Here is a 24,444-nt window from a genome sequence, read left to right as displayed (position 1 = left end):
GAGAAGATGGGACAGAAAGTCAACCCGATCGGCCTTCGGCTCGGCATCAACCGCACCTGGGATTCGCGCTGGTTCGCCGGCAAGAACGAATACGGCAAGCTGCTGCATGAAGACATGGCGATCCGCGCGGCCTTGATGAAGACCTTGAAGCAGGCGGCTGTCTCCAAGATCATCATCGAGCGTCCGCACAAGAAGTGCCGCGTGACGATCCATTCGGCGCGTCCCGGCGTCGTGATCGGCAAGAAGGGCGCGGATATCGACAAGATCCGCAAGCTCGTCGCCAAGATGACGGACAGCGAAGTCCTCATCAACATCGTCGAAGTTCGCAAGCCTGAGATCGATGCGACGCTTGTCGCGGATTCGATCGCGCAGCAGCTCGAGCGGCGCGTCGCCTTCCGGCGCGCCATGAAGCGCGCGGTTCAATCGGCAATGCGGCTTGGCGCGGAAGGCATCCGCATCAACTGCTCCGGCCGTCTCGGCGGCGCCGAGATCGCGCGTCTTGAGTGGTATCGCGAAGGCCGCGTGCCGCTGCATACGCTGCGCGCCGACGTCGATTACGGCACCGCGACGGCGCATACGGCCTATGGCGCCTGCGGCATCAAGGTCTGGATCTTCAAGGGCGAAATCCTTGAGCATGATCCGATGGCCCAGGACAAGAAAATGGCCGAGCAGGATCACGGCGGCGGCGGCGGCGATCGACGCAGGCGCGACCGCGACGCGGCTTGAGCTGCGCGAACATCTGAGAGTTTTTGACTATGCTGCAACCCAAGCGCACCAAATTCCGCAAGGCCTTCAAAGGCCGTATTCACGGCGCGGCCAAAGGCGGATTCGAATTGAGCTTCGGTCAGTTCGGACTGAAGGCGCTCGAGCCCGAGCGGATCACCGCGCGCCAGATCGAGGCGGCCCGCCGCGCCATGACGCGCCACATGAAGCGCGCCGGCCGCGTGTGGATCCGCATCTTCCCGGATGTGCCCGTGTCGAAAAAGCCGACCGAAGTGCGCATGGGCAAGGGCAAGGGCGCGCCGGAACTTTGGGCCGTCCGCGTCGCCCCCGGGCGCATTATGTTTGAGCTCGACGGCGTGCCGGTCGATCTCGCCCGCGAGGCGCTGCAGCTTGCGTCCGCGAAACTGCCGATCAAGACGCGCTTCATTCAGCGCATTCAAGAATAGGAGGAGCGGCGATGAAGGGGACCCAACGTTTGGCCGACCTCAAGGTCATGACCGGCGACCAGATCGAGCAGGAGATTTTGAACCTCAAGAAAGAGCAGTTCAATCTCCGCTTCCGGCGCGCCACCGGGCAGCTCGAGAATACAGCGCGCGTGCGCGTCGTTCGGCGCGACATCGCCCGTCTCAAGACGATCGCGGCGCAGCAGCGCGGCGCGGCCGCGAAATAGGCTTCCTTCCGGCTCTCGCCGGTCCGAAAAGAACAGGTTTGAAAGACTATGCCGAAGCGAATTCTCCAGGGCGTCGTCGTGAGCGACAAGCAGGAAAAGACCATCGTCGTGAAGGTCGAGCGCAGGTTCACGCATCCGCTTCTGAAGAAGACGGTGCGGCGCTCGAAGAATTATCACGCGCATGACGAGACGAAGGCTTTCAAGATCGGCGATACGGTGTCGATCGAAGAGACGAAGCCGATGTCGAAGCTGAAGCGCTGGATCGTGTTGCCGGCGGCGCAAGCCCAAGGCTGAAGATTGCAGGAATGCTAAAGGGGGTTCGCCTCCTTCAGACGTAGTCCGGAGCGCAGCGGGCGCCGCCGGAAACCGGTCTGACTAGAAAGGTATGAAACGATGATCCAGATGCAGACAAATCTCGACGTCGCGGATAATTCCGGCGCGCGCCGCGTGATGTGCATCAAGGTGCTCGGCGGCTCCAAGCGCAAATACGCCGGGGTTGGCGACATCATTGTCGTCTCCGTCAAGGAGGCGATCCCGCGCGGCCGCGTCAAGAAGGGCGATGTGATGAAGGCCGTGGTGGTTCGCACCGCCAAGGACATCAAGCGCGCCGATGGTTCGGTGATCCGCTTCGATTCCAACGCGGCGGTGCTGATCAACAACCAGGCCGAGCCGATCGGCACGCGCATCTTCGGACCGGTGCCGCGCGAGTTGCGCGCGCGCAACCAGATGAAGATCATCTCGCTCGCGCCGGAGGTGTTGTGATGGCGGCAAAGATCAAGAAAGGCGACAAGGTCGTCGTACTGGTCGGACGCGACAAGGGCCGCTCGGGCGAAGTGCTGCAGGTCATTCCGAAGGAAGACCGCGCCCTCGTTCGCGGCGTCAATCTCGTCAAGCGCCACCAGCGGCAGACTGCGCAGCAGGAAGCCGGCATCGTCTCCAAGGAGGCGGCTATTCAATTGTCGAACCTCGCGGTCGCCGACCCGAAGGACGGCAAGCCGACTCGCGTCGGTTTCAAGGTTCTCGAAGACGGCCGCAAGGTTCGCTTCGCGAAGCGTTCCGGAGACGTGATAGATGGCTGATTCCAAAGCAGGGAAAGGCGGCAAGGGCGCCGCTCCCAAGGGCGGCAAGGACGCCAAGACGGCGGCCAAGGGCTCGAAGTCGACAGTCAAGGCGACAGCCAAGGCCGAAGGCGGCGGCGGCGGGCGTGAGCGCGCGGCGGGTCCGACCGCCTCGGCGACCGATCTCGCTCTGCCGGCCGATTACGCGCCGCGTCTCAAGAAGCATTATGAAGAGGTCGTGCGGTCGCAGCTAATCGAGCAGTTCGGTTACAAGAACCCGCTTGAAGTGCCGACGATCGAGAAGATCGTCCTCAACATGGGCGTCGGCGAGGCGGTCAACGACACCAAGAAGGTGACGCTGGCCGCGGCCGATCTTGGACTGATTGCGGGCCAGAAGCCGGTGATCACCCACGCCCGCAAGGCGATCGCGACCTTCAAGGTGCGCGAGAACATGCCGATCGGCGCCAAGGTCACCTTGCGCAAGACGAGGATGTACGAGTTTCTCGATCGTCTCGTGACGATCGCGCTGCCGCGCATTCGCGACTTCCGCGGGCTGAACCCGAAAAGCTTCGATGGACGCGGCAATTACGCGATGGGCATCAAGGAGCACATTATCTTCCCCGAGATCAACTATGATCAGGTGGAGAACGTCGTCGGCATGGACATCATCGTGTGCACCACGGCGAAGACCGACGAAGAGGCGCGCGCATTGTTGCGCGCATTCAACTTCCCGTTCCGGCAGTGAAACGGTTTCGTTTCAGACGCGGCGACCAGGGGTAGAGGTTTATGGCGAAGAAAAGCTCGATTGAGAAGAACAAGCGCAGGCAGAAGCTGGTGAAGCAATATGCCGCGCGGCGCGCCCGCTTCAAGGCGATCGCCGATGACAAGAGCCTGAATGTCGAGGAGCGTTTCGAGGCGCGTCTCAAGCTTGCCGAACTGCCGCGCAATTCGTCGGCGGTCCGCGTGCGCAACCGTTGCGAGGTCAGCGGCCGTCCGCGCGCCTACACGCGCAAGATGAAGATGTCGCGCATCGCGTTGCGGGAGCTGGGGTCGCAGGGCCTCATTCCCGGCCTCGTCAAGTCAAGCTGGTAGGAGCGGCGTCATGGCTGTCAACGATCCGTTGGGCGATATGCTCACCCGTATCCGTAATGCGCAGATGCGCCGCAAGGGCAAGGTGCAGACGCCGGGCTCGCGGCTGCGCGCCCATGTTCTCGACGTGCTGCAGTCGGAAGGCTATATTCGCGGTTATTCGACGACCGAATATGGCAACGGCCGCACCGAGTTCGAAGTCGAGCTCAAATATTTCGACGGCCTGCCGGTGATCCGAGAGATCCAGCGCGTCTCAAAGCCGGGCCGGCGCGTCTACGCCGCGGTCGACGCCATGCCGCGTGTCGCAAACGGCCTGGGCATTACAATCGTCTCGACGCCGAAGGGCGTGATGGCGGACCATGCCGCGCGCGAAGCCAATGTCGGCGGCGAAGTTCTCTGCAGGGTCTTCTGACCGAAAGAACGAGGAAGTTTCAATTATGTCTCGTATCGGAAAGAAGCCGGTCGCGATTCCCTCCGGGGTGACGGCCAATGTCGACGGCCAGCTGATCTCGGTCAAGGGCGGCAAGGGTCAGCTCTCCTTCGCCGCGCCGGAGGACGTCACCGTCGTTCTCGGCGACGGCGGCATCGAGGTCTCGCCGCGCAATGAGACGAAGCGCGCGCGCGCCATGTGGGGCATGACCCGCTCCATGGTGAATAATCTCGTCGTCGGCGTATCGAAGGGGTTCGAGCGCAAGCTCGAGATTACCGGCGTCGGCTACAAGGCCGCTGTGTCCGGCAAAAATCTCCAGCTCTCGCTGGGATTTAGCCATGACGTGACCTTTCCCATTCCGGACGGCATTTCGATCGTCGCGGCGAAGCCGACCGAGGTCGCGATCTCGGGAATCGACAAGCGTCAGGTGGGACAGATCGCATCTGAAATCCGCGCGCTGCGCCCGCCCGAGCCCTATAAGGGCAAGGGCGTCAAATACGCTGGCGAATTCATCTTCCGCAAGGAAGGCAAGAAGAAGTAAGTTGAAGGATAGAGGAGCCAGCTATGGCGCAGGACAATAAGGCGACAGACCGTCGGCGGGCGCGCGTTAGGCGCACCCTGCGCGCGCGCGCCTATGGCAAGCCAAGGCTTTCGGTGTTCCGCTCGTCGAAGCAGATCTATTGCCAGATCATCGACGACGAGGCCGGCCTGACGCTGGCCGCCGCTTCGTCGCTCGAAAAGAGCGCCCGCGAGAGCCTGAAGACCGGCGCCGACGTCGAGGCGGCGCGGGCGATCGGCAAGCTGATCGCCGAGCGCGCGACGGCCGCCGGCGTCACCGACGTCGTGTTCGACCGCGGCTCGTATCTTTATCATGGCCGCGTCAAGGCGCTGGCCGAAGGAGCTCGCGAAGGCGGCCTCAATTTCTAAAGCCGGAGCGCCAGCGGGCGAGCCAGTCTCCGCCGCCGGCGAGGCGCAACGGACAACCGATATGAAGATGGAACAAAAAGATGGCGCGTGAGGGTGAAGGCGGCCGTGGCCGCGACCGCGAGGAGCGCGACAGCGAATTCATGGACCGCCTGGTCCATATCAATCGCGTCGCCAAAGTGGTGAAGGGCGGCCGCAGGTTCGGTTTCGCCGCGCTCGTCGTCGTCGGCGACCAGAAAGGCCGCGTCGGCTTCGGCCATGGCAAGGCCCGCGAGGTGCCGGAAGCGATCCGCAAGGCGACCGAGTCGGCGAAGCGTTCGCTGATCCGCGTGCCGCTGCGCGAGGGCCGCACGCTGCATCATGACGTCAATGGACGCCATGGCGCGGGACGCGTCGTTTTGCGCGCGGCCCCGGCCGGCACCGGCATCATCGCCGGCGGTCCGATGCGCGCCATTTTCGAGACGCTCGGCATGCATGACGTCGTCGCCAAGTCGCAGGGCTCGTCCAACCCTTACAACATGGTGCGGGCGACGTTCGACGCGCTTGGCCGGCAGGATTCGCCGCGCGCCGTCGCTGCGCGGCGCAACCTTAAAGTGTCCGTTCTGCAGGGTCGCCGTCCGGGCGGCGAGGCAGAAGCCGCAAGCGAAGCCTAAGGAACCTATGATGACCGCCAAAACCTTGCCCAAGGTGATCGTCGAGCAGATCCGGAGCCCGATCGGGCGCCCGGCTGACCAGCGCGCGACTCTGAAGGGGCTGAAGCTCAACAAGATCCGCCGCCGCGCCGAGCTTGAGGATACGCCTGCCATCCGCGGCATGATCGCCAAGGTCGCGCATCTCGTGCGCGTCGTCGAAAACGACTGAGGCCGCGGCCGTCGAGGATAATGCTATGAAACTCAATGAAATTCAGGACAATCCCGGCTCGTCGAAGTCGCGCATGCGCGTCGGCCGCGGCATCGGCTCGGGTAAGGGCAAGACCTGCGGACGCGGCGTCAAGGGCCAGAAGGCGCGCACCGGCGTCGCCATCAAGGGCTTTGAGGGCGGCCAGATGCCGCTGCATCGGCGTTTGCCGAAGCGCGGCTTCTACAACCCCTTCGGGCTCGACTATAATGAGATCAATCTTGGGCGCCTCCAGGAGGCGGTCGACGCCGGCCGGATCGATGTGGCCGCCGTCGTGACCAATGAATCGCTGATCGCCTCCGGCCTCATCTCAAAGCCGCGGGACGGCGTCAAGATTCTTGGCGTCGGCGAACTCAAGGCGAAACTGTCTTTCCAGGTCGCCGCTGCGTCGAAAAGCGCCGTCGCCGCCATTGAGGCGGCAGGCGGATCGATTGAACTCCTGAAGCGCGCGCCCGAGGCGCCGACAGCGTCCGCCGAGGCGTAACAGGCGCGAGACGCAAAGACGCGCGCGTCTACGCCGCCGTTCCCGATGCGGGGCGTCGAACCGCAGGGGAGGGCTTTTGATCGTCTCCCGCCTGACCTATAAGGGTGTCGGCGCCCCGTTCCCTGCGGAGCGCGTCAGACCTGAATCTGGCGGACGATCGCTTGCAACCCCACATTCGCGGGCGCGGTCATCCTCCTTCGCGCGTCAGGCCCGCGCCGCGCGGCGAACGCGATTGGCAGGCGCTTCGGCCGCTGGCTGACGCGGGGTCCTGAGAAGGCATTCCGGCGTAAGGCGCCCGAGGAGCACGAGATGGTATCGGCTGCGGAACAGCTTGCGGCAAACGTCAATTGGAGCGCTTTCGGCAAAGCCGAAGAGCTGAAGAAGCGCATCTGGTTCACCCTCGGCGCGTTGATCGTATTTCGGCTTGGCACCTATATTCCGTTGCCCGGCATCGATCCCGCCGCCTTCGAGGCGAATTTCACCAATCACAAGCAGGGCGTTCTCGAACTCTTCAACATGTTCGCGGGCGGCGCCGTGCAGCGCATGGCGATCTTCGCGCTGAACATCATGCCGTATATCTCGGCCTCGATCATCATTCAGCTGCTGACGTCGGTCATTCCGACGCTCGAGGCGCTGAAGAAAGAGGGCGAATCCGGCCGCAAGGTCATCAATCAATACACGCGCTATCTGACCGTCGTTCTGGCGGCGTTCCAGGCCTATGGCATCGCCGTCGGTCTTGAGAGCCAGCAGGGCGTCGTCACCGATCCCGGCTGGTTCTTCCGCGTGTCGACGGTTCTCACGCTGCTTGGCGGCACCATGTTTCTGATGTGGCTCGGCGAGCAGATCACCTCGCGCGGCATCGGCAACGGCTCCTCGCTGATCATCTTCGCCGGCATCGTCGCCGCCTTCCCCTCGGCGATCATCAATACGCTTGAGCTCGGGCGCCAGGGCGCGATCTCGACCGGGCTCATCATCGCGGTTCTCGTGATGTCGGTCGGCGTGATCGCGTTCATCGTGTTCATGGAGCGCGCGCAGAGGCGGCTTCTGATCACCTATCCAAAACGCCAGCAGGGCAACAAGGTCTACGAAGGCCAGACCTCGTTCCTGCCGTTGAAGCTGAATACGGCGGGCGTCATTCCGCCGATCTTCGCCTCTTCGCTGCTGCTGCTGCCGACGACGATCGCCAATTTCTCGCAAAACCAAAGCGGAATCGTCGCCCTGTTCTCGAGCTATCTCGCCCACGGCCGGCCGCTCTATATGGTCGCCTACGTCGGGCTGATCGTGTTCTTCGCGTTCTTCTACACCGCAATCGTCTTCAACCCGGTAGAGACGGCCGACAATCTGAAGAAGCACGGCGGCTTCATTCCCGGCATAAGGCCCGGCGAGCGCACCGCGCAATATATTGACACTATCTTGATGCGGATCACCGTGATCGGGGCCGCCTATCTCGCCGTGATTTGTCTATTGCCAGAAATGCTTATTTCCTACGCCGCGCTTCCGTTCTACTTTGGCGGCACGTCGCTTCTTATTGTTGTGAGCGTCACCATGGATACGGTGGCTCAGGTGCTCGGCCACCTCCAGGCGCATCAATATGAAGGGCTCGTTAAAAAAGCAAAATTGCGGGGGAGACGAAAATGAGGCTAGTTTTTCTGGGTCCGCCAGGGGCCGGAAAGGGGACGCAATCGACGCGGCTCCAGCAGAAGTTCAACATCCCGCAATTATCGACTGGAGACATGCTGCGCGCCGCCGTGAAGGCTGGCACCCCTGTCGGTCTGAAGGCCAAGGCGATCATGGACGCCGGCGGGCTTGTTCCCGATGAAGTCGTCGTCGGCATTATCGCCGATCGCATCGACGAGCCGGACGCCAAGGAGGGCTTCATCCTCGACGGCTTTCCGCGGACGGTGAAACAGGCCGAAGCGCTTGCCGACATTCTCATCAAGAAGAACATGAAACTTGACGCCGTGATCGAGCTCAAAGTCGACGACAAGGCGCTGCTTGCCCGCATCGAGAACCGGGCTCAGGAAAGCCTCGCCAAGGGCGAGACGATTCGGGCCGACGACAATCCCGAAGCCTTCAAGAAACGGCTTGAATCCTACCACGCGCAGACGGCGCCGGTGTCGGCCTTCTATGCGGGCAAGGGCGCGCTCAAGGCAGTCGACGGCATGGCGCCGATCGACGACGTCTCCGCCGCCATCGAAAAGGCGCTCGCTTTCTGAGCGATTTCAGGCTGGCTTCCCGAGCGCTGATCGACAAAAGCGTCGATCAGCCGCCGCCCGGAAACTCAATCAAATATAATACATGAGGCGCGCGTCATCGCTTTGCGTCAGGGCGCGCATCTCAGCCAAAGTGCGGTTGTCGAGCACCTCAGCGATTGCATTGCGCGCCTCGAGCATGATCAGCCGGACGCCGCAGCGCTTCTCGTCCGTGCAATCGTCGCATCGCCGGTAGGATGTGGCGCTGGCGCATTGGATCGGGGCCAGCGGCCCGTCAAGCACACGCACGATGTGGCCGACCTTGATCTCATGCGCCGGACGGGCCAGCGTATAGCCGCCGCCCTTGCCTTTCTTTGAATTGACGAAACCGGCGTTGCGCAATTCGCCGAGGATTGTGTCGAGAAATTTCTTCGGAATTTGATTCGCCGTCGCAATATCCGTCACCAGGGTCGCTTCGCCGGGAAGATATCCGGCCAGGTGGACCATCGCCTTCAAACCATATTTGCCTTTTTTGGTGAGCATCAAATCCCCATGCGCGCGTTTTTGGACAGGATCGCGCTCGCGTCACGCTTTTTGAGCGCAGCTGATTTTTGAACCAGCTTAATCAAGAATCATGAAAATCATCGATTCCAAGAATTTAGCGCATAATGCTGGCTCGGAAACTCTGTAACTTTTCAGCGTCATGCGCCACGCAAATAGGCGCCCTTTCGCCAAATGTCCACTATTTTTGTAGGCTTTAGCAGACAATAGTTGCGGCGCGGCTTGAATCTAGGAGAATTATTCGACCGGCGTCAGCTCGGGCCGATAGGTGTAGAAATGGCGCCGCCGCTTTGGACTTGTTTTGACGACGGGGAAATGACAAAAGACTCGCGATTCGATAGGCTCGAACTTACACCATAGTCGATCTCCATATAGGGCGCGCCCTTGTATTGTTGGCAGCGCGAAGCGGCTGGCTGCGGCCAGCGGCGTATCAGGACCTCCCGACACTTTCCCGAGGACGAAGCACAAGCCCATGCAGACCCATGAAAATGTCTCCAGCTTCCGAAAGGTCGTTCTGGGGTCCAATCGGAAATTCGGGCTGACCTTCGCCGCGATCTTTGCGGTCTTCGCCTTTTTGCCTCTCATTCATCATCACTCGCCGCATCACTCGCCGCGCTGGATCCTGCTTGCGGTCGCAGTGCTTTTCGCAGCTGTGGCCATGGCCGCGCCCGAGCGTCTCGATCCGCTCAACCGCGCCTGGTTCAAGCTCGGCCTGCTTTTGAACCGCATCGTCAATCCGCTCGTGATGGGGTTGATGTTCTTCGGCGCGGTGACGCCGCTCGGCTGGATCATGCGCAAACGGGGCGCCGACCTGCTCAACCTCCAGCTCAAACCTGACGCCGCCACCTATTGGATCGCCCGCGGGCCCGCCTCCGGCGAGGGCGGCATGACCAAACAATTCTGAGGAACAGCCATGTCGATCATTGCAGAACTTTTCGAATTTCTCGGAGCCAGAAAGAAGTTCTGGCTGCTGCCGCTGCTGGCTCTCTTCCTGATCTTCGGCGGGTTGTTCGTGCTGAGCCAGGGCTCCGCCGTCGCCCCCTTCATCTACACGCTGTTCTGACGCGCGATGCTCGTTCTCGGCATTTCGGCCTTCTATCACGACAGCGCGGCCGCCTTGATTCGCGACGGCGAGATTCTCGCCGCCGCACAGGAAGAGCGCTTCACCCGCAAGAAGCACGATCCGGATTTTCCGGCGAACGCAATCCGCTATTGCCTCAGCGAGGCGAAAGCGTCGGCTGCGGCTGTCGATCGCATCGTGTTTTATGAAAAGCCATTCCTGAAATTCGAGCGGCTTGTCGAAACCTATCTGGCTTTTGCGCCCAATGGCTTCGCCTCGTTCCGCAAGGCGATGCCGCTGTGGATCGGCGAGAAGCTGTTTCAGCGCGACCTTCTGATCCGCGCCCTGAAGGAGATCGACCCCGCGCTTGGCGACAAGGCGAAGCTGCGCTTCAGCGAACATCATTTTTCGCATGCGGCTTCGGCCTATTTTCCCTCGCCGTTCCGCGACGCGGCCGTGCTGACCATGGACGGCGTCGGCGAGTGGGCGACGACCTCGGCGGCGGTCGGCGAAGGCGAATCCTTGAAAATCACCAAGGAGATCCATTTTCCCCATTCGCTCGGGCTGCTTTACTCCGCCTTTACCTATTACACCGGCTTCAAGGTCAACTCCGGCGAATACAAGGTCATGGGGCTCGCCCCCTATGGCGAGCCGAGATTCGTCAAAGAGATTTTCGAGCATCTCGTCGACGTCAAGGCCGACGGCTCGTTCCGGCTGAACCAGGATTACTTCGGCTATTCGACCGGCCTTACCATGACCAACAGCCGGTTTGATGACCTCTTCGGCGGTCCGGCGCGTAGCGCCGCCGACCCGCTCGATCAGCGTCATATGGACCTCGCCGCCTCTGTTCAGGCGGCCACCGAAGAGATCGTGCTGCGGCTGACGCGCGCGCTCGCCGCGGAGGCCGGAGCCTCGCGTAATCTCTGTCTTGCTGGCGGCGTCGCGCTGAATTGCGTCGCCAATGGCAAGATTTTGCGCGACGGCCGCTTCGACAATATTTTCGTGCAGCCCGCGGCCGGCGACGCTGGCGGCGCCCTCGGAGCGGCGCTCGCGGTCTATTTCGACGAAAAGCCGGCCGGCGCGCAAAAGAGCGTGAAAAAGCCGGACGCCATGCAGGGCGCCTATCTCGGTCCGAGCTATGAGCAGGCCGATATCGAAGCGCGACTGACCGCGGCCGGGGCGGTATTTTCCGTTGTCGACGATGACCATCTGATCGAGAAAACCGCCGCCGCGCTTGCCGCCGAGCAGGCGGTCGGCTGGCACCAGGGACGGATGGAGTTCGGGCCCCGCGCGTTGGGCAATCGCTCGATTCTTGGCGATCCGCGCTCGCCGACGATGCAGAAGGCGCTGAACCTCAAGGTCAAATATCGCGAGAGTTTTCGGCCCTTCGCCCCGTCCGTGCTGCGCCAGGACGTCTCGGACTGGTTCGAGCTCGACGTCGATTCGCCCTATATGCTGCTCGTCGCCCCGGTGAAGTCAGAACGCTGCCGCAAGATGTCGGATGCGGAGGAGGCGCTGTTTGGCATCGACAAGCTGAATATACAGCGATCCGACATTCCGGCGGTGACCCATGTCGACTATTCGGCGCGCGTCCAGACGGTGCATGAAGAGACCAATCCGCGCTATCACGCGCTGATCAGCCGTTTCAAGGCGTTGACCGGCTGTCCCGTGCTGATCAATACGAGCTTCAATGTGCGCGGCGAGCCGATCGTCAATACGCCGGAAGACGCGTTCCGCTGCTTTATGGGCAGCGAGATCGAGTTTCTCGCGGTCGGCAATTGCATCCTGATCAAGGATCAGCAGAACCCGGCGCTCAAACTCGATTACAAGAACGCCTTCGAGCTCGATTGACGCGCCGGCTTGATCTCAGCGTTTCGAGGCGTTGCTGGCCGCAATCCTCTCAATTCGGTTTCGGCTGCAGGACGCCCGGCAGGTTCTGCTCGATATAGGCTTTCAGCGCCTCCATCCGCAGGCGATGGGCGAGGGCGGTTGGATGTCCGTCGCCCTTGATGACCAAAGGCTGGCCCTCGGCGAACTCCTTCTCGAGCGAGGCGTCGATGACCATGGCGCCGCCTTGCCTCAAACGTTCGATGATTGTCGCGTCGGTGAAGCCGGTCTGAGCGAGATATCCATGCCCGTTCAGATAGGGCACGATTGTCGGCGCGTGATATTTCGTCTTGGCGAGATCGACCGCCGCGATAATGATCGCGATATAGCCCTCGACGTCCTTCGCCGTGATCGTGCTGCGGTAGGGCTGCAGCGCAAAGCGGTAAAGGGCGCTGCTCTCCATGAACTGGCGGAGTTTTAGCGCATCGCCTTCATAGCATTGGCCCTTGTCGACCAGCTTGCCGTTTTCGATCTCATAGCGCGGCCCGTCGATGACCCATGAGGCTTTGCAAGACGTCCGCTCGGCGTGCCACGGCGACGTCAGAAACACGAAAACGCCGGGATCGGGGCCGATCGCCTGATCGAACAGCCCGGTCTGCATTTCGCGCAGGAAATGCTGCGGTCCGTAGCCGGTAAAGCCGAGATTGATCACGCGCTGTTTGCGCTGGATCAGATCGGCGAATTGCTGCGGCATGGTGTCGGCGTCATCGACGCCGAGGCCGAAGGTGAAGGAATCTCCGACGAAGACGATCGTCGGATTGGCGTCCCCCGAGCGCGTTTCGCGCAGAAGATTGGCGTCGATCGTGTAATCCGCGCTGTAAATGACGGCGCCGGTCTTCGGGTCAATGCGGTCCGAATGGAAGACGCCCGGATGCTGCGGCGCCCATCCAAGGATCGGCCGACGCCCGTTCCAGCCGTCGGTCGTGACGACGATTTGCTTTGGCTCGAGGAAGGTGGCGGCCGCTTCCATCACGCTGAGCCCCAAGGCGAGCGAGGCCAGAACGATTGCGCAATTCCGCGCAACCCCGCGCAGCAGGGAGGCGATGACGGCGAACAGCGGAAACAGAAGCGAGAAGCTGACCAGCCGGAACAGCGTCGGCGAATGACTCGCCTCGACGTGCAAGATCAGGGCGATCAGCGCCGGAATCGCGGCAAGGCGCAGGACGATGGAGATGAAGCGCGGCGTCAGCCAGCCGAAACGAAGCTTTTGAGCCCAATCGGACGAGGGATCGATCTTATTCAGGGTAAAACACTCCTGTTGGCCCTGAGGCGATGCGCGTCCCGGTCTGGAGCGTCAAGGCGGTTCCTGCGCGAGGAGGTGGCCTTAAGACCGGAACCAAACGCGCGAGGACGAAGGTCCTCGCCGCTTATAAGCGTCGCGTCAAGAGCGCGCGATTCCTGGCCGCAGGTGAGAAGCCGCGCGCAGCGCCGTCTAATCCAGATTCGAGAGAAGGACGCCGGCCATATTTTTCTCGAGATAGGTCTTGATCATCTCGGCGCGGCGGACATTGGCGAAGGGGGTCGGATGGCCGTCGCCCTTGATGGTGATCGTTGCCCCCGCGGCCGCCTCGGCCTTGAGCGAGGCGTCGAGGACAATCGCGCCCGCAGCGGTCAGACGCGCCATGATCTCCTCATCGGTGAAGCCCGAGGCCGCCAAATAGGCGGGCGGAACCCGCAGATAGGGGATCAGCGTGGCGACGCCGTATTTTTGCTTGGCCATGGCGACGGCCGCCTCGAGAATGCGGACATAGAGCTCGACGTCGTCATGGCTGACCATGTGGCGATACGGCTCTGTCAGCGTGCGGTAGGCGACCGAATTCTGCAGCCATTCGCGAAGCCAGAGCTTGGCGCCTTCATCGCAAAGGCCCTTGAAGACGACGTGGCCGTTTTCGACTCGGTAAACAGGCGCGTGCGCCGTCCAATAGGCCTTGCAGGCCGTTCGCTCGGCGTGCCACGGGGCGGTCAAAAAGATGAACAATTTCGGATCCGGGCCGATAAGCTGATCGAAACGAGACGTCTCCATCTCACGCAGGAATTGCTGCGGCCCGTAGCCGGTAAAGCCAAGGTTCAGGACGCGTTGCTTCGGATTCAGGGAGTCGGCGAACACCTGGGGCAGCGTTTCATTGTCCTGGATGCCGTCGCCGAATGTATAGGAATCGCCAAAGAACACGATGGCCGGCCCGTTTGCGGCCGAGTCCGTTTTGCGCAAGAGATTGGAATCGATCGTATAATCGGCTTTGTAGATCAGCGCGTTGGTTTTCGGGGCGCGCATCTCGGCATGATAGACGCCCGCTTTGTCCGGCCCCCAGCCCATAATCGGCTGACGCACCGACCAGCCGCGCGTAATGTCGAGGCCGCCGCCCTGCTGCATCGCGATCGCGACGCCCTCCGCAAGGGTCAGGCCGACGCCAAGGGCGGTCAGGGCGATCAAGACGTCCCGCCCGCGCCCTTGCAGGGCGACCGCGAGATTCGCCAGCAAGAGGCTGGCGGCGAGCAAGGTCCACACGCGGAACTGCGTCACGGGATGCTTGATTTCAAGCCAGGCGATAAGCCCGACAAGACCCGCCGCTATCGCGAGTTGAAGGAGGAGAGACGTTTTCCGCGTCATAGATGCCCGAACTTGCCAGAAAGAAATAATCGAAAGGAGGCGTCGATAGATGTTCGACGCTGAAGTGTCTAGGCTGCGCCGGACAGCCGCGGGGTCACGTTTTATTTCAAAGCGCGACGGCGTTCCAGCGTTGTCGGCTAAGGCGGGCAGGGAGGAGGCGAGGGTTGTTGGTAACGAACCTTCAGGCGGCGCAGGCCGCGCTCGGCGATTTGATCGAAGTCGCCGGCCAGATCGCGGCGTTCACGGGCGCCGGCATCTCGACGGAATGCGGCGTGCCTGATTTTCGCTCCAAGGACTCGCCCTGGCGACGCCTGAGGCCGATCGAGTTCGACCTGTTCCTCTCCGACGCTTTGATGCGCGAGGAAGCCTGGCGGCGAAAATTCGCGCTCGACGATCTTTACGCCCATGCCACGCCCGGCCGCGGCCACTACGCCCTCGCCAATCTCGTCGCCAGCGGCAAGGCCGCCAGCATCATCACGCAGAACATCGACAATCTGCACCAGGCGTCGGGCGTGCCTGCCGAGCGCATCATCGAATTGCACGGGAATGGCTCTTACGCGGGATGTTTGTCCTGCGGCGCCCGTTATGAGCTTCTCCCGATCCGGCGCGCTTTCGAGGCGACCGGCGCCGCGCCCGTTTGCGCCGCCTGTGGCGGCATCGTCAAATCGGCAACGATCTCCTTTGGTCAGCCATTGCCGAAGGAGGCGCTGGCGCGGGCTTACAAGGCAAGCGTCGCCTGCGACTTGTTTCTCGCCATTGGCTCGTCACTCGTGGTCTATCCCGCCGCCGCCTTCCCATCGCTCGCGCGCGAAACCGACGCGCGACTCGTCATCGTCAACGGCGAGGAGACGCCGCTCGACGCCGAAGCCGACCTCGTCCTGCGCGGCGACATCGGCGACATTTTTCAACCTTTCGCCTCATAGCGCAGGCGGTCGCCGCTCCGTCATCCACACATTCCTGCGAGCGGCGGCTGTCGCCTGTCCCGAGCGATGATATCCTTGACGCCCGATCACCGCGTCGGAACCGATTCTCAAAGCCCTAAGGCCGCATTCCGAAACAGGTGCTCCTTGGACGAAAAGCCGCTTGTTCGCCGCGAGGCCGTGTTCGAAAGCGGCCCGTTAAAGCCTGACAGCCTCGTCGAGATCAGCGGCGAGATCAAATGGTTCGACGTCGCCAAGGGGTATGGCTTCATCACGCCGGATGACGGCGGACCCGACGTGCTTTTGCACGTCACGATTTTGCGGCGCGACGGCTATGCGGCCGCCCATGAGGGGGCGCGAATCGTTTGCGAAGCCGCGCGGCGGGCGAAGGGACTGCAGGTCCTGAAAATCAATTCGATGGATGCGCCGCCGACGCGCCCGTGCGAAGGACGGCCGAGAACGCATGTCCATGTCGCCCCGAGCAGCGGCTTCGAGATCGTCGTCGTGAAATGGTTCAACCGCATGAAAGGATTTGGCTTTCTGACGCGCGGCGATGGCACCGAGGATATTTTTATCCATATGGAGACCTTGCGGCATTATGGCATCGGCGAATTGCGCCCCGGCGAAAGCCTGCTGGTCCGTTTCGGCGACGGACCGAAAGGCCTGATGGCGGCCGAAGTGCGCCCGCTCAACGCCGCCGCGCCTTTGACGCATTAGATCGCGATGATATTGGAGTTGGCGCAGTCCAGATCATGACCGCGATCCGCCTCTGAATTAAGCGCGACGCGATCGCCGCCTGAGTTTGCCGATGCCGTCGATCAAGAATTTCTCGGGGCGCGCTCTGGCGCGATGGGCCACGGCGGCATTTCTGCTCGCTATGATTTTGACGCTGGCGCAGCCGCTGACCGCGTTGCGCGCGGGCGCTGACAGCGGGGTCGCGAAGCTCGAATCTCTGGAAATCGTCACGCCGACCGGGCCGCACGCCTTCCTCGTTGAGGTGATGCGCACCGAGGCCGGGCGCGAGCGCGGGCTGATGTATCGCCGCGCGATGGCTCAGGATCGCGGCATGCTGTTCGACTTCGGCGTCGAGCAGCCGATCCAGATGTGGATGAAAAACACCTATCTGCCGCTCGACATGATCTTTATTTCAAGGAGCGGCAAGGTCGTCGGCGTCGCGGAGAACGCCGAGCCTTTGTCCGAGACGATCATTCCGTCCGGCGCGCCGGCCTATGGCGTGCTCGAACTGAATGCGGGCGCCGCCGCGAAAATCGGCGTGAAAATCGGCGACAGCGTCCGGCATGCGATGTTCGCGCCCTAAGATGGATCAGCGTCCGCTGTCGCGAACGGTGATCCTGGCGATATTCGAAACAAAGCGGCCGCCGGCCTTGTCTCCCGGCGCGACGAGCTTCGCAAGACCGCTGTTCCCGAGCGATGCGCCGTCCTGCGCATAAGCCAGGATGATTTGATTGCCGCCAAAGAACGGGTCAATTTCGCCGACGCTGAAGACGGACACATAACCGTCGCTGCCGTACACCGTCACGGTCTTGCGTAAAATGTCATTCTTGACGGTGGGATCCACGACGATCCCTGCCTTTTGCAGGACGTCCCAAAGCAGAACTCCCGTAAAGGAATGGGTCGTTACGGCTCCCGCGGCGAAATAGGTGACGTCCGCGCTTGCGACGGGAAAGGTCTTCAGCTTGGCGAGGTTGACGACGAGGCGCTGCGTCACCTCTCCGCTGACAATGAAAGAGGCAGTCGGCGGCGCGGACTGCGCCCAGACCGCGATTGGCGAGACAAGCAGCGCTCCGACGAGCGCGAACGCGGCAAAAATTGATTTCATTCGGATGTCCCCCTTGGATCATTGAACCGGCGCACTGTTTCTCGCCTGTTAGCTGTATATTTACAGATACAACTATGGGTCAATCGTCGTTTGGGCTGTATTGACGCTTTGCCGAGAGCGTCGCGACGGCGATGAGGCCGGCAAGCGCGATTGGCGCGGGGGTCGCTTGAGGATGATCTTGTTCGGACCGCCGCTGCGTGATAGCGAAAGCCACTCTCGCGGCGGGACGTTCAAGTCGGGGTATAGCGCAGTCTGGTAGCGCGGAAGTTTTGGGAACTTCAGGTCGCAGGTTCGAATCCTGCTGCCCCGACCAGCGGACCGTTAGCCTTCGCGGCAAAGCGCGTGGATTGACGCGCGCTTTTTCGTTAGGCTGGCAAGATCGAAGCTCGCGCCGCAAGAACGGCGCGGCCGTCACGATGGCATCGGAACGCTCCATGACCGCACGTATCTATCAGCCTGCGAAGACAGCGACTCAGTCGGGCAGCGCCCGGACCAAATTATGGCTTCTGGAATTCGAGCCGGCCTCGCCGCGCGAGATCGATCCGCTGATGGGCTGGACCAGTTCGAGCGATATGAAGAGCCAGGTGCGTCTTCGCTTTGGCGATAAGGATGAAGCCATCGCCTATGCGCAAAAGCATGGCATTGTTTATCGCGTCGAGGAGCCGAAGCCGCATCCGCGCAAGATCCTGTCGTATTCGGACAATTTCCGCTCGACGCGGATCGGACAATGGACTCATTGAGCCGGTCCGGGCATGTGCAGGCGTTTGATTGGCTGGCGCCGCCTTCCGCGAGATAGCGAATTGGACCGCCGCTGGCTCCCGCGGCGGCGTGAGACTCCGTAGCTCAGTTGGATAGAGCAGCCGCCTTCTAAGCGGCAGGTCGCAGGTTCGAATCCTGCCGGGGTCGCCATCGCCGCAAAATTTCGGCGCGCCAAGGTCCGGGGAGAGCAGGGTTGCCGGATTTCCTTGAGTTCTTCGCCGGCGGGGGCATGGCGCGCGCGGGACTCGGCCCAAACTGGACATGCCGATTCGCCAATGATTTCGACGCGCGTAAATGCGCGTCCTATCGAGCCAATTGGGGCGCCGGCGAACTCTTTGAGGCGGACGTCGGCGCGCTTCAACCCGCGGACATTAAGACGCCGCGCGCCAATCTCGCCTGGGCGTCTTTTCCCTGTCAGGATCTCTCGCTTGCGGGGGCACGGGCGGGACTTGGCGGCGCCCGGAGCGGATCCTTCTACCCGTTCTGGAGCCTGATCGAAAAGCTTGCGCGGGAGCGCCGCGCGCCGGACCTCATCGTCCTTGAAAATGTAAAGGGAGCGCTGACCTCGCATGGCGGCGCCGATTTTACCGCGCTATGCGCTTGTCTCAGCCGCGCCGGCTACGCCTTCGGAGCGGTGATCGTCGACGCCGCGCTGTTCGCGCCGCAATCGCGGCCGCGCCTTTTCGTCATCGGCGTTCGCGAACATCTTCGCCTGCCGCAGTGCCTCGCCGCCGCCGCTCCGTCCGGGTGGCATCCCCCCGCTGTGCGGCAGGCCCATGCCGCGCTGCCGCCTGCGCTGCAGCGCCGGTTCATCTGGTTGAGCATGCCCGAGCCGGCCCCTCAGGCGGCGCGCCTCAAGGATATTCTTGAAGATGACGGCGAGGTCCGCTGGCGCAGCGACGCCGAAACGGACGCTCTGCTGTCGCTGATGAACGAGACAAACCGGCAAAGGCTTGCGGCCGCGCGGGGCGCGGCTGAGGGCGGCGCGCCCGTCGTTGGCTGCGCCTATCGCCGGACGCGCCTCGAGGCCGACGGCGTGCGGCGCCAGCGGGCCGAGGCAAGGTTCGACGGGCTCGCCGGATGTCTGCGGACGCCATCGGGCGGATCGAGCCGGCAGTTCATTCTTGCGGTCGAAAAGCAGCGCGTCAGATCGCGGCTGATCACCGCGCGCGAGACGGCAAGGCTGATGGGGCTTCCCGATTCCTACATCCTGCCGCAGAATTATAATGACGCCTATCATCTGACGGGCGACGGTTTGGCGGTTCCGGTCGTCCGTCATATTGCGCAGCATATTCTTGAGCCGATTTTGGCGCATCAGGCGCAGCCCGCGGAGGCGGCTGAATGAGGGCAGGGTCCTTGCCGCTTTCCGAAGGGTCTGTCAGCGTCGAGCGAAGCGCCGTCATGCGCGCCGTGAAATCGACGAACACAAGGCCGGAAATGATCGTCCGGTCGCTTGCGCACCGTCTCGGATTTCGCTTCCGCCTGCACCGCAAGAACCTGCCGGGCTGTCCCGATCTTGTCTTCGCCACTCGTCGCAAGGTGATTTTCGTCGACGGCTGCTTCTGGCATGGCCATGACTGCAAGCGCGGCGCGCGCATGCCGAAAACCAACGCTTCCTATTGGACCGCAAAGATCGCGCGCAACCGCAGCCGCGACGCGAGGACGAGACAGGAGCTCACAGCGCAAGGCTGGGATGTGCTGACAATCTTTGAATGCGAGACCAAGGATGCGACAGCCTTGCGCGAAAGGCTTGAAGCGTTTCTGTAGTCCCCGCGCCGCGGCTCGATCGCATCAGCTCTATGCAAGCCGCGCCGTTTACCATGCGGAAGCTTTTGATCTCTTAACATTTGCGCCGTTTCGGCCCCTTTGGCGCGAATGTGCGGACCTGTGGCAGGATTGCATAATACATTGAAATAGAAGGATAAATCGACGCTTCAATAGTCGCAATTTCAGGCCATTGAAGGCTGTTTTAACGAAATTCCAGTCGGCTTCCTCAAACGCTCATGCATAGTGTAGCAACAAGCTGTCGCCGTTAAAGCTTCGGCAATAGCTCGAATGCAAAGCTCGCATTCGAAACTTTGAGCAGATGATCGCCCGTCCGACCGTGGAGGGCAGGGAAACGACAGGATATGCGCATGCTGGCGAGACGGCTTCTGTATATCTCATCCCGAGCCCTCGCCCGATGCGCGCAGTTTTCATCCCGCGCCAACATTGCCTCCCGCCTCTCGCTCGCGCCGCGCGGGGCGCTCCTGATGGCGGTTGTCGGCGGCGGCGCCGTCAGTCTTGGCGGCTGCGCGCAACAACCGCAGTTGCAACGCGTGGCGGCTCATTCCAAGGAATATTTTCCTTCGTCGAAATATGGGCCGGCGAGCGCGCGGGTCGTCGCGGACGGCGAACCGGTGCCCCACGGCGGCGGGGCCTATATGGTCGGAAAGCCCTATACGATCGCTGGCCGCACCTATTATCCGAGCGAAAAGCGCTACTCCGCCGTCGGGCTCGCCTCATGGTATGGCGACGCCTTCCATGGGCGGCGCACCGCCAATGGCGAGGTCTATGACAGTCAGGCGATTTCAGCCGCCCATCCGACCATGCCGCTGCCTTGCTATGCGCGCGTCACCAATCTGCGCAACCATCGCTCCATCGTTGTCCGCGTCAACGATCGCGGTCCGTTCGAGGCCAATCGCATCATGGACGTGTCGCGCCGGACCGCCGACGCGCTCGAATTTCGCCATATAGGCACAGCGAAAGTGAAGGTCGAATATCTCGCCGCCGCGAGCCTTGACGGCTCAGACGATGAAAAGCTTCTCGCGACGCTTCGCCTCGACGGCCCGGCCAGTCTCGACGGCGCCGCGCCGACCATGGTCGCCGACGCCACCGACCTGCCGACGCGCGCCGCGTCGCTCGATCCTTCGGCTCTGCGGGCTTCTGCCGGCGATGACCTCCCAAGCCGCACCGCCGCAGCTCAGCCCCTCCCGGTCGCACGTCCGCAACAAAGCGCCCCCGCAGCGGCGGCCGACGAGTCCGCCGCCGACGACGACGCCCCGCCGCCGCGCCTCAGCCGGCAATTCTCCGCGGCGCCTCTGCCGCCAGCGCGCCCCACGGCCCTTGGCGCAGCCTCCGGCCGCGTCAATGTCGCAATGCGCGCGAAGCAAGCCGATTAAGGCGGTCAGCTTCTCCCAGTAGATGCGCGAGTCCCGCCTTGATCGCGACTATTCGCGGCGCCACATTAACCGTGTATTTGTAACCAGGGGCGCGTAGCCTGCGGCTGCTCGCGTCTCGAAGACTCGGTTGCGCGCGGGGAAGCATTCAAGTGATCGTTCCAAATCCGCCGCTTCACATCCTCAGGCTCATGGGCCTCGCCATCCTTGCCGGGGTTTGTTTTGGCTCGGGTCCAGCCTCGGCGCAAGCGATCCAGACAAGCGTCCCGCACGCCATATTGATCGATGTCGAGACCGGCAGCGTGCTGTTCGAGAAGGACGCCGACGCCCCGGTGACGCCCGCCTCGACGGTCAAGGTCATGACCGCAGACGTCGTTTTTGGCGAACTCGCCCAGGGCCGCATCAAGCTCGACGACGAATTTACGATCAGCGAGCACGCCTGGCGGACGGGCGGGGCGCCCGCGCGCGCTTCCAGCATGTTCGCCGCGCTCAACAGCCGCGTGCGCGTCGAGGATCTGATCCGCGGCCTTGTGATCGATTCCGGCAATGACGCCGCCATCGCGCTCGCCGAAGGAGTCGCCGGGTCCGAGACCGCCTTCGCCGGCTTGATGATGAAGCGCGGCCACGAGCTCGGGCTGACCCGATCGGTTTTCACCAATCCCTGGGGCAAGGACGATCCGGAGCAGAAGGTCACGCCGCGCGAGATGACAATTCTCGCCGCGCATGTGATCGCGACCTATCCAGATTATTATAAATATTTCGGCGAGAAGGAGTTCACCTGGAACAAGATCCGCCAGACCAACCGCAATCCGCTGCTGACGATGGATATCGGCGCCGACGGCCTCAAGACCGGCAATATCGACGCCAGCGGCTTTGGTCTCGTCGGTTCGGCCGTGCAGAACGGCCAGCGGTTGATCCTGGCGCTTTATGGCGCGACGACCGCGAAGGAGCGCGCCGAGGAAGCGCGCAAACTGTTTCTCTGGGCGTTCCGGTCCTTCAGCTCCAAGTCGCTGTTCAGCGCCGATGAGACGATCGGCTACGCCAAGGTTTACGGCGGAGCTAGCTTCGAGGCGCCGCTTGTCGCTGGGCGAGAGGTCAAGGCGCTCGTGCCGCGCGTCGGCGGCGAGAAATTTACCGGGCGCATCGTTTATAATGGCCCGCTGATCGCGCCGGTCGAGGCCGGGAAGGAAGTGGCGCGGCTGAAAATCTTTCGCGGCGCGGTCGAGGTGCTCGATCTGCCGCTGAAGACGCAAGAGGCGGTTGAGGTTGGCTCGCTGCCGCGCCGGGCCATGGGAGCAGGGCTTGAATATGTCGGGGGCTTGTTCCGCAAATATGTGGGCAGCAAGATCGACAGCAAATATGTCGCAAACCAATGATCCCGCGCCGTCGTCCCCTCGGCGGGGCAGGCTGATCACGCTTGAAGGCGGCGAGGGCGTCGGCAAATCGACGCAGATTGGCCGTTTGCTGCAGCGCTTGCGGGACGAAGGAATTGAAGCTGTCGCAACGCGAGAGCCCGGCGGCTCCGAAGGCGCCGAAATTCTTCGCCGGGTGCTGCTGTCGGGGGTCGTCAAGCCGCTCGGCCCCGCCGCCGAGGCCATTCTCTTTGCGGCGGCGCGGATCGATCATATCGACGCCCTGATCGAGCCGGCTCTTGCGGCGGGAATTTGGGTCGTGTCCGACCGCTTCGCCGATTCGACGCGCGCATATCAGGGCGGCGCGGGCTCGCTCGATAACCGCCTGATCAATGCGTTGGAGCGAACGGCCCTTGGCGATTTGCAGCCGGACCTCACTTTGATCCTCGATCTTCCGCCAGGGGAGGGGCTGCGCCGCGCCGCCGCCCGCCGCAAAGACGCAGACGGCGTCGATCGCTTCGAGGGCGAGGATCTTCGCTTTCATGAGGCGATCCGGGCCGCATTCCTGACGATCGCCGCTGACAATCCGCAGCGATGCGTCGTCGTCGACGCCAGCGCTTCCGAGGTTGAGGTGGCCGCAGCGATCTGGACAGCAGTGTCGGACCGCCTCCTCAAGGAGCGGGAGCTCGATCGCGCGCATGGCTCCTAAAGCGCTGACGGATAACGACGCCGTTCCGGAATCCGATCGCTTCGAGGATGCGCCACACCCGCGCGCCGCGTCGGATTTTATCGGCCATGAGGAAGCGGAGGCGGAGCTTTTGCGCGCTTGCGCCGCGGGTCAACTGCCGCACGCGATCCTGATCGGCGGGCCCTCCGGCGTCGGCAAAGCGACGCTGGCGTGGCGGCTCGCGCGGTTTCTCCTCGTGAATCGAGAGCCGGCCGCGGCCGCCGCCAAGGCGCAAGATCTCGCCACCGAGCAGGATCATCCGGCTGCGCGGCAGGCGCTGTCGCTGGCTCATCCGGATCTCTTCGTCTTGCGCCGCGAGTGGAATGAGAAAACAAAAAAGCTGGCGACGGAGATCCGGGTCGAGGACGTGCGCCGCGCCATCCATATGTTCCATCAGGCGGCCGGCGGGCAGGGCTACCGCGTCGCGATCGTCGACAGCGCCGAGGATCTCAACGCCTCCGGCGCCAATGCGCTGCTGAAGCTCATCGAGGAGCCGCCGCCGCGCTGCGTTTTCATCATCATCGCGCATCGCCCGGGCCGCGTGCTGGCGACGATCCGCTCGCGCTGCCGCAAGCTGATGCTGAAGCCGCTTCAGGAGAACGAAGTCGCGCGCATCGTCGCGACGCTGGGCCCCCCGTGGTCGCAAGCGCCAAAGCCGCAATTGCAGGACGCGATCGCACGCACGCGCGGATCGCTGCATGGGACCTTGCGTCTGCTCAGCGGACGCGGGCTCGAACTTGACGGAAAGCTGCGGCGGATGCTCGGCGAATTGCCGAAAGTCGACTGGCGCGCCACCCACGCCCTTGCGGAAGAGGTCGCGCCGCGCGACAACGCCGACGATTATGACGCCCTGCTCGCCGCTGTCTACGACTGGCTGGAGGCGAGGGTGCGCAACGGGGCCGGGGACTCGCTCGTCCGTCCCGGCGCGCTTGCGCCCTATGCCGAGGTATGGGAAAAAGTGACGGAGGCAGCGCAGCAGACCGAAGCGCTCAATCTCGACAAGCGGCCATTTGTTCTCGCCCTCTTCGCCGATCTTGCCGCGGCCGCACGCGCGGCTTCGGCCTGAATTCGGGACGGCGGCGCGCGATTGGCTGGCCTCGACCGC

33 protein-coding genes and 2 tRNA genes are annotated in these 24,444 nt (G+C 62.8%); 31 read left to right on the top strand and 4 right to left on the bottom strand.

Translation table 11 applies throughout. The features are described from left to right. Positions 1–6 precede the first annotated feature (6 nt). The 16 genes from rpsC (at position 7) to MSIL_RS02845 (ending at position 8,491) form a co-directional block, all read left to right on the top strand. The gene (rpsC, locus tag MSIL_RS02920) at positions 7–726 is read left to right on the top strand and encodes a 30S ribosomal protein S3 (RefSeq protein WP_012589616.1); all 720 of its coding nucleotides are present in this window, start codon (positions 7–9) and stop codon (positions 724–726) included. A gap of 29 nt (positions 727–755) precedes the next feature. Further along, the gene (gene rplP, locus MSIL_RS02915; protein ID WP_012589615.1) at positions 756–1,169 is read left to right on the top strand and encodes a 50S ribosomal protein L16; all 414 of its coding nucleotides are present in this window, start codon (positions 756–758) and stop codon (positions 1,167–1,169) included. 11 nt (positions 1,170–1,180) lie between these two features. Beyond that, positions 1,181–1,393 (top strand): 50S ribosomal protein L29, encoded by a 213-nt coding sequence (rpmC, locus tag MSIL_RS02910; RefSeq protein WP_012589614.1) that lies wholly within the window; start codon positions 1,181–1,183, stop codon positions 1,391–1,393. Positions 1,394–1,441: 48 nt separating this feature from the next. Next, positions 1,442–1,687, top strand: coding sequence for a 30S ribosomal protein S17 (gene rpsQ, locus MSIL_RS02905; RefSeq protein ID WP_012589613.1), 246 nt, complete (start codon positions 1,442–1,444; stop codon positions 1,685–1,687). 99 nt (positions 1,688–1,786) lie between these two features. Further along, the gene (gene rplN, locus MSIL_RS02900; RefSeq protein WP_012589612.1) at positions 1,787–2,155 is read left to right on the top strand and encodes a 50S ribosomal protein L14; all 369 of its coding nucleotides are present in this window, start codon (positions 1,787–1,789) and stop codon (positions 2,153–2,155) included. Further along, the gene (gene rplX / locus MSIL_RS02895) at positions 2,155–2,472 is read left to right on the top strand and encodes a 50S ribosomal protein L24 (protein WP_012589611.1); all 318 of its coding nucleotides are present in this window, start codon (positions 2,155–2,157) and stop codon (positions 2,470–2,472) included. The genes rplN and rplX overlap by 1 nt, the downstream gene beginning before the upstream one ends. Next, positions 2,465–3,196, top strand: a complete 732-nt coding sequence (rplE, locus tag MSIL_RS02890) for a 50S ribosomal protein L5 (protein ID WP_012589610.1) — start codon at positions 2,465–2,467, stop codon at positions 3,194–3,196. Before rplX ends, rplE begins: the two co-directional genes overlap by 8 nt. Positions 3,197–3,237: 41 nt before the next feature. After that, the gene (gene rpsN / locus MSIL_RS02885; RefSeq protein ID WP_012589609.1) at positions 3,238–3,543 is read left to right on the top strand and encodes a 30S ribosomal protein S14; all 306 of its coding nucleotides are present in this window, start codon (positions 3,238–3,240) and stop codon (positions 3,541–3,543) included. A gap of 10 nt (positions 3,544–3,553) precedes the next feature. After that, positions 3,554–3,952: a 30S ribosomal protein S8 gene (gene rpsH, locus MSIL_RS02880; protein WP_012589608.1), complete on the top strand. Its 399-nt coding sequence runs from the start codon at positions 3,554–3,556 to the stop codon at positions 3,950–3,952. Between the two features lie 25 nt (positions 3,953–3,977). Further along, a complete protein-coding gene (gene rplF, locus MSIL_RS02875) occupies positions 3,978–4,511 on the top strand; it encodes a 50S ribosomal protein L6 (RefSeq protein WP_012589607.1) in 534 nt (177 codons plus the stop codon). Between the two features lie 23 nt (positions 4,512–4,534). Beyond that, positions 4,535–4,897, top strand: a complete 363-nt coding sequence (gene rplR / locus MSIL_RS02870) for a 50S ribosomal protein L18 (RefSeq protein WP_012589606.1) — start codon at positions 4,535–4,537, stop codon at positions 4,895–4,897. An 80-nt stretch (positions 4,898–4,977) separates the two neighbouring features. After that, positions 4,978–5,547: a 30S ribosomal protein S5 gene (gene rpsE, locus MSIL_RS02865; RefSeq protein ID WP_012589605.1), complete on the top strand. Its 570-nt coding sequence runs from the start codon at positions 4,978–4,980 to the stop codon at positions 5,545–5,547. Positions 5,548–5,557: 10 nt separating this feature from the next. Next, positions 5,558–5,755, top strand: coding sequence for a 50S ribosomal protein L30 (rpmD, locus tag MSIL_RS02860; protein WP_012589604.1), 198 nt, complete (start codon positions 5,558–5,560; stop codon positions 5,753–5,755). A 25-nt stretch (positions 5,756–5,780) separates the two neighbouring features. Further along, positions 5,781–6,275, top strand: a complete 495-nt coding sequence (rplO, locus tag MSIL_RS02855) for a 50S ribosomal protein L15 (RefSeq protein ID WP_012589603.1) — start codon at positions 5,781–5,783, stop codon at positions 6,273–6,275. 309 nt (positions 6,276–6,584) lie between these two features. Beyond that, a complete protein-coding gene (gene secY / locus MSIL_RS02850) occupies positions 6,585–7,913 on the top strand; it encodes a preprotein translocase subunit SecY (protein ID WP_012589602.1) in 1,329 nt (442 codons plus the stop codon). Beyond that, complete coding sequence (locus tag MSIL_RS02845) at positions 7,910–8,491, top strand: adenylate kinase (protein ID WP_012589601.1); 582 nt, start codon at positions 7,910–7,912, stop codon at positions 8,489–8,491. The genes secY and MSIL_RS02845 overlap by 4 nt, the downstream gene beginning before the upstream one ends. A 69-nt stretch (positions 8,492–8,560) precedes the next feature. Here the strand turns inward: MSIL_RS02845 and MSIL_RS02840 are convergent, their stop codons facing one another. Next, positions 8,561–9,010 carry an RrF2 family transcriptional regulator gene (locus MSIL_RS02840; protein ID WP_012589600.1) on the bottom strand — a complete coding sequence of 150 codons (450 nt, stop codon included), beginning with the start codon at positions 9,008–9,010 and terminating at the stop codon, positions 8,561–8,563. Positions 9,011–9,500: 490 nt separating this feature from the next. Here MSIL_RS02840 and MSIL_RS02835 point away from each other — a divergent pair, with 490 nt between their 5' ends. The 3 genes from MSIL_RS02835 to MSIL_RS02830 are packed head-to-tail and all read left to right on the top strand — an operon-like array spanning position 9,501 to position 11,939. Then, on the top strand, positions 9,501–9,932 hold the full coding sequence (locus MSIL_RS02835) for a hypothetical protein (protein WP_012589599.1): 432 nt from the start codon (positions 9,501–9,503) through the stop codon (positions 9,930–9,932). Between the two features lie 9 nt (positions 9,933–9,941). Beyond that, on the top strand, positions 9,942–10,091 hold the full coding sequence (locus MSIL_RS21580) for a DUF5989 family protein (protein ID WP_012589598.1): 150 nt from the start codon (positions 9,942–9,944) through the stop codon (positions 10,089–10,091). A 6-nt stretch (positions 10,092–10,097) separates the two neighbouring features. Next, positions 10,098–11,939 carry a carbamoyltransferase family protein gene (locus MSIL_RS02830; protein WP_012589597.1) on the top strand — a complete coding sequence of 614 codons (1,842 nt, stop codon included), beginning with the start codon at positions 10,098–10,100 and terminating at the stop codon, positions 11,937–11,939. A gap of 49 nt (positions 11,940–11,988) precedes the next feature. Here the strand turns inward: MSIL_RS02830 and MSIL_RS02825 are convergent, their stop codons facing one another. Beyond that, positions 11,989–13,098: an SGNH/GDSL hydrolase family protein gene (locus tag MSIL_RS02825; RefSeq protein ID WP_012589596.1), complete on the bottom strand. Its 1,110-nt coding sequence runs from the start codon at positions 13,096–13,098 to the stop codon at positions 11,989–11,991. Between the two features lie 309 nt (positions 13,099–13,407). After that, complete coding sequence (locus MSIL_RS02820) at positions 13,408–14,583, bottom strand: SGNH/GDSL hydrolase family protein (protein ID WP_012589595.1); 1,176 nt, start codon at positions 14,581–14,583, stop codon at positions 13,408–13,410. A 167-nt stretch (positions 14,584–14,750) separates the two neighbouring features. On the opposite strand from MSIL_RS02820, the gene MSIL_RS02815 reads away from it, so the two are divergent. From MSIL_RS02815 to MSIL_RS02805, 3 genes are all read left to right on the top strand, one after another. Continuing rightward, positions 14,751–15,506, top strand: a complete 756-nt coding sequence (locus MSIL_RS02815; protein WP_012589594.1) for an SIR2 family NAD-dependent protein deacylase — start codon at positions 14,751–14,753, stop codon at positions 15,504–15,506. 144 nt (positions 15,507–15,650) lie between these two features. Then, complete coding sequence (locus MSIL_RS02810; protein ID WP_012589593.1) at positions 15,651–16,220, top strand: cold-shock protein; 570 nt, start codon at positions 15,651–15,653, stop codon at positions 16,218–16,220. 91 nt (positions 16,221–16,311) lie between these two features. Further along, positions 16,312–16,821: a DUF192 domain-containing protein gene (locus tag MSIL_RS02805; RefSeq protein WP_012589592.1), complete on the top strand. Its 510-nt coding sequence runs from the start codon at positions 16,312–16,314 to the stop codon at positions 16,819–16,821. Between the two features lie 6 nt (positions 16,822–16,827). On the opposite strand, the gene MSIL_RS02800 is transcribed toward MSIL_RS02805, so the two are convergent. Further along, a complete protein-coding gene (locus MSIL_RS02800; RefSeq protein ID WP_012589591.1) occupies positions 16,828–17,343 on the bottom strand; it encodes a molybdopterin-dependent oxidoreductase in 516 nt (171 codons plus the stop codon). A gap of 236 nt (positions 17,344–17,579) precedes the next feature. On the opposite strand from MSIL_RS02800, the gene MSIL_RS02795 reads away from it, so the two are divergent. The 9 genes from MSIL_RS02795 to MSIL_RS02755 all read left to right on the top strand — a co-directional run bounded on the left by MSIL_RS02795 (position 17,580) and on the right by MSIL_RS02755 (position 24,405). Further along, a tRNA-Pro gene (locus MSIL_RS02795) sits at positions 17,580–17,656 on the top strand. Between the two features lie 121 nt (positions 17,657–17,777). Next, the gene (locus tag MSIL_RS02790) at positions 17,778–18,083 is read left to right on the top strand and encodes an ETC complex I subunit (protein WP_012589590.1); all 306 of its coding nucleotides are present in this window, start codon (positions 17,778–17,780) and stop codon (positions 18,081–18,083) included. 92 nt (positions 18,084–18,175) lie between these two features. After that, positions 18,176–18,252: transfer RNA gene (locus MSIL_RS02785), tRNA-Arg, on the top strand. Between the two features lie 43 nt (positions 18,253–18,295). Then, the gene (locus MSIL_RS02780; RefSeq protein WP_012589589.1) at positions 18,296–19,447 is read left to right on the top strand and encodes a DNA cytosine methyltransferase; all 1,152 of its coding nucleotides are present in this window, start codon (positions 18,296–18,298) and stop codon (positions 19,445–19,447) included. Then, complete coding sequence (locus MSIL_RS02775) at positions 19,444–19,869, top strand: very short patch repair endonuclease (RefSeq protein ID WP_012589588.1); 426 nt, start codon at positions 19,444–19,446, stop codon at positions 19,867–19,869. The genes MSIL_RS02780 and MSIL_RS02775 overlap by 4 nt, the downstream gene beginning before the upstream one ends. A gap of 485 nt (positions 19,870–20,354) precedes the next feature. Further along, entirely contained in the window at positions 20,355–21,263 is a 909-nt protein-coding gene (locus tag MSIL_RS19995; protein ID WP_244406205.1) for a septal ring lytic transglycosylase RlpA family protein, read from the top strand. A gap of 149 nt (positions 21,264–21,412) precedes the next feature. Continuing rightward, the gene (locus MSIL_RS02765) at positions 21,413–22,636 is read left to right on the top strand and encodes a D-alanyl-D-alanine carboxypeptidase family protein (protein WP_012589586.1); all 1,224 of its coding nucleotides are present in this window, start codon (positions 21,413–21,415) and stop codon (positions 22,634–22,636) included. Next, on the top strand, positions 22,620–23,321 hold the full coding sequence (gene tmk, locus MSIL_RS02760) for a dTMP kinase (protein WP_012589585.1): 702 nt from the start codon (positions 22,620–22,622) through the stop codon (positions 23,319–23,321). Before MSIL_RS02765 ends, tmk begins: the two co-directional genes overlap by 17 nt. Further along, positions 23,311–24,405, top strand: coding sequence for a DNA polymerase III subunit delta' (locus tag MSIL_RS02755; RefSeq protein ID WP_012589584.1), 1,095 nt, complete (start codon positions 23,311–23,313; stop codon positions 24,403–24,405). Before tmk ends, MSIL_RS02755 begins: the two co-directional genes overlap by 11 nt. Positions 24,406–24,444 lie beyond the last annotated feature (39 nt).

Origin of the sequence: Methylocella silvestris BL2 (assembly GCF_000021745.1) — a bacterium.
GTDB lineage: Bacteria > Pseudomonadota > Alphaproteobacteria > Rhizobiales > Beijerinckiaceae > Methylocapsa > Methylocapsa silvestris.
The sequence above is the reverse complement of the archived record's forward strand: the minus strand, read 5'-3'. Positions and strand labels throughout refer to the sequence as shown.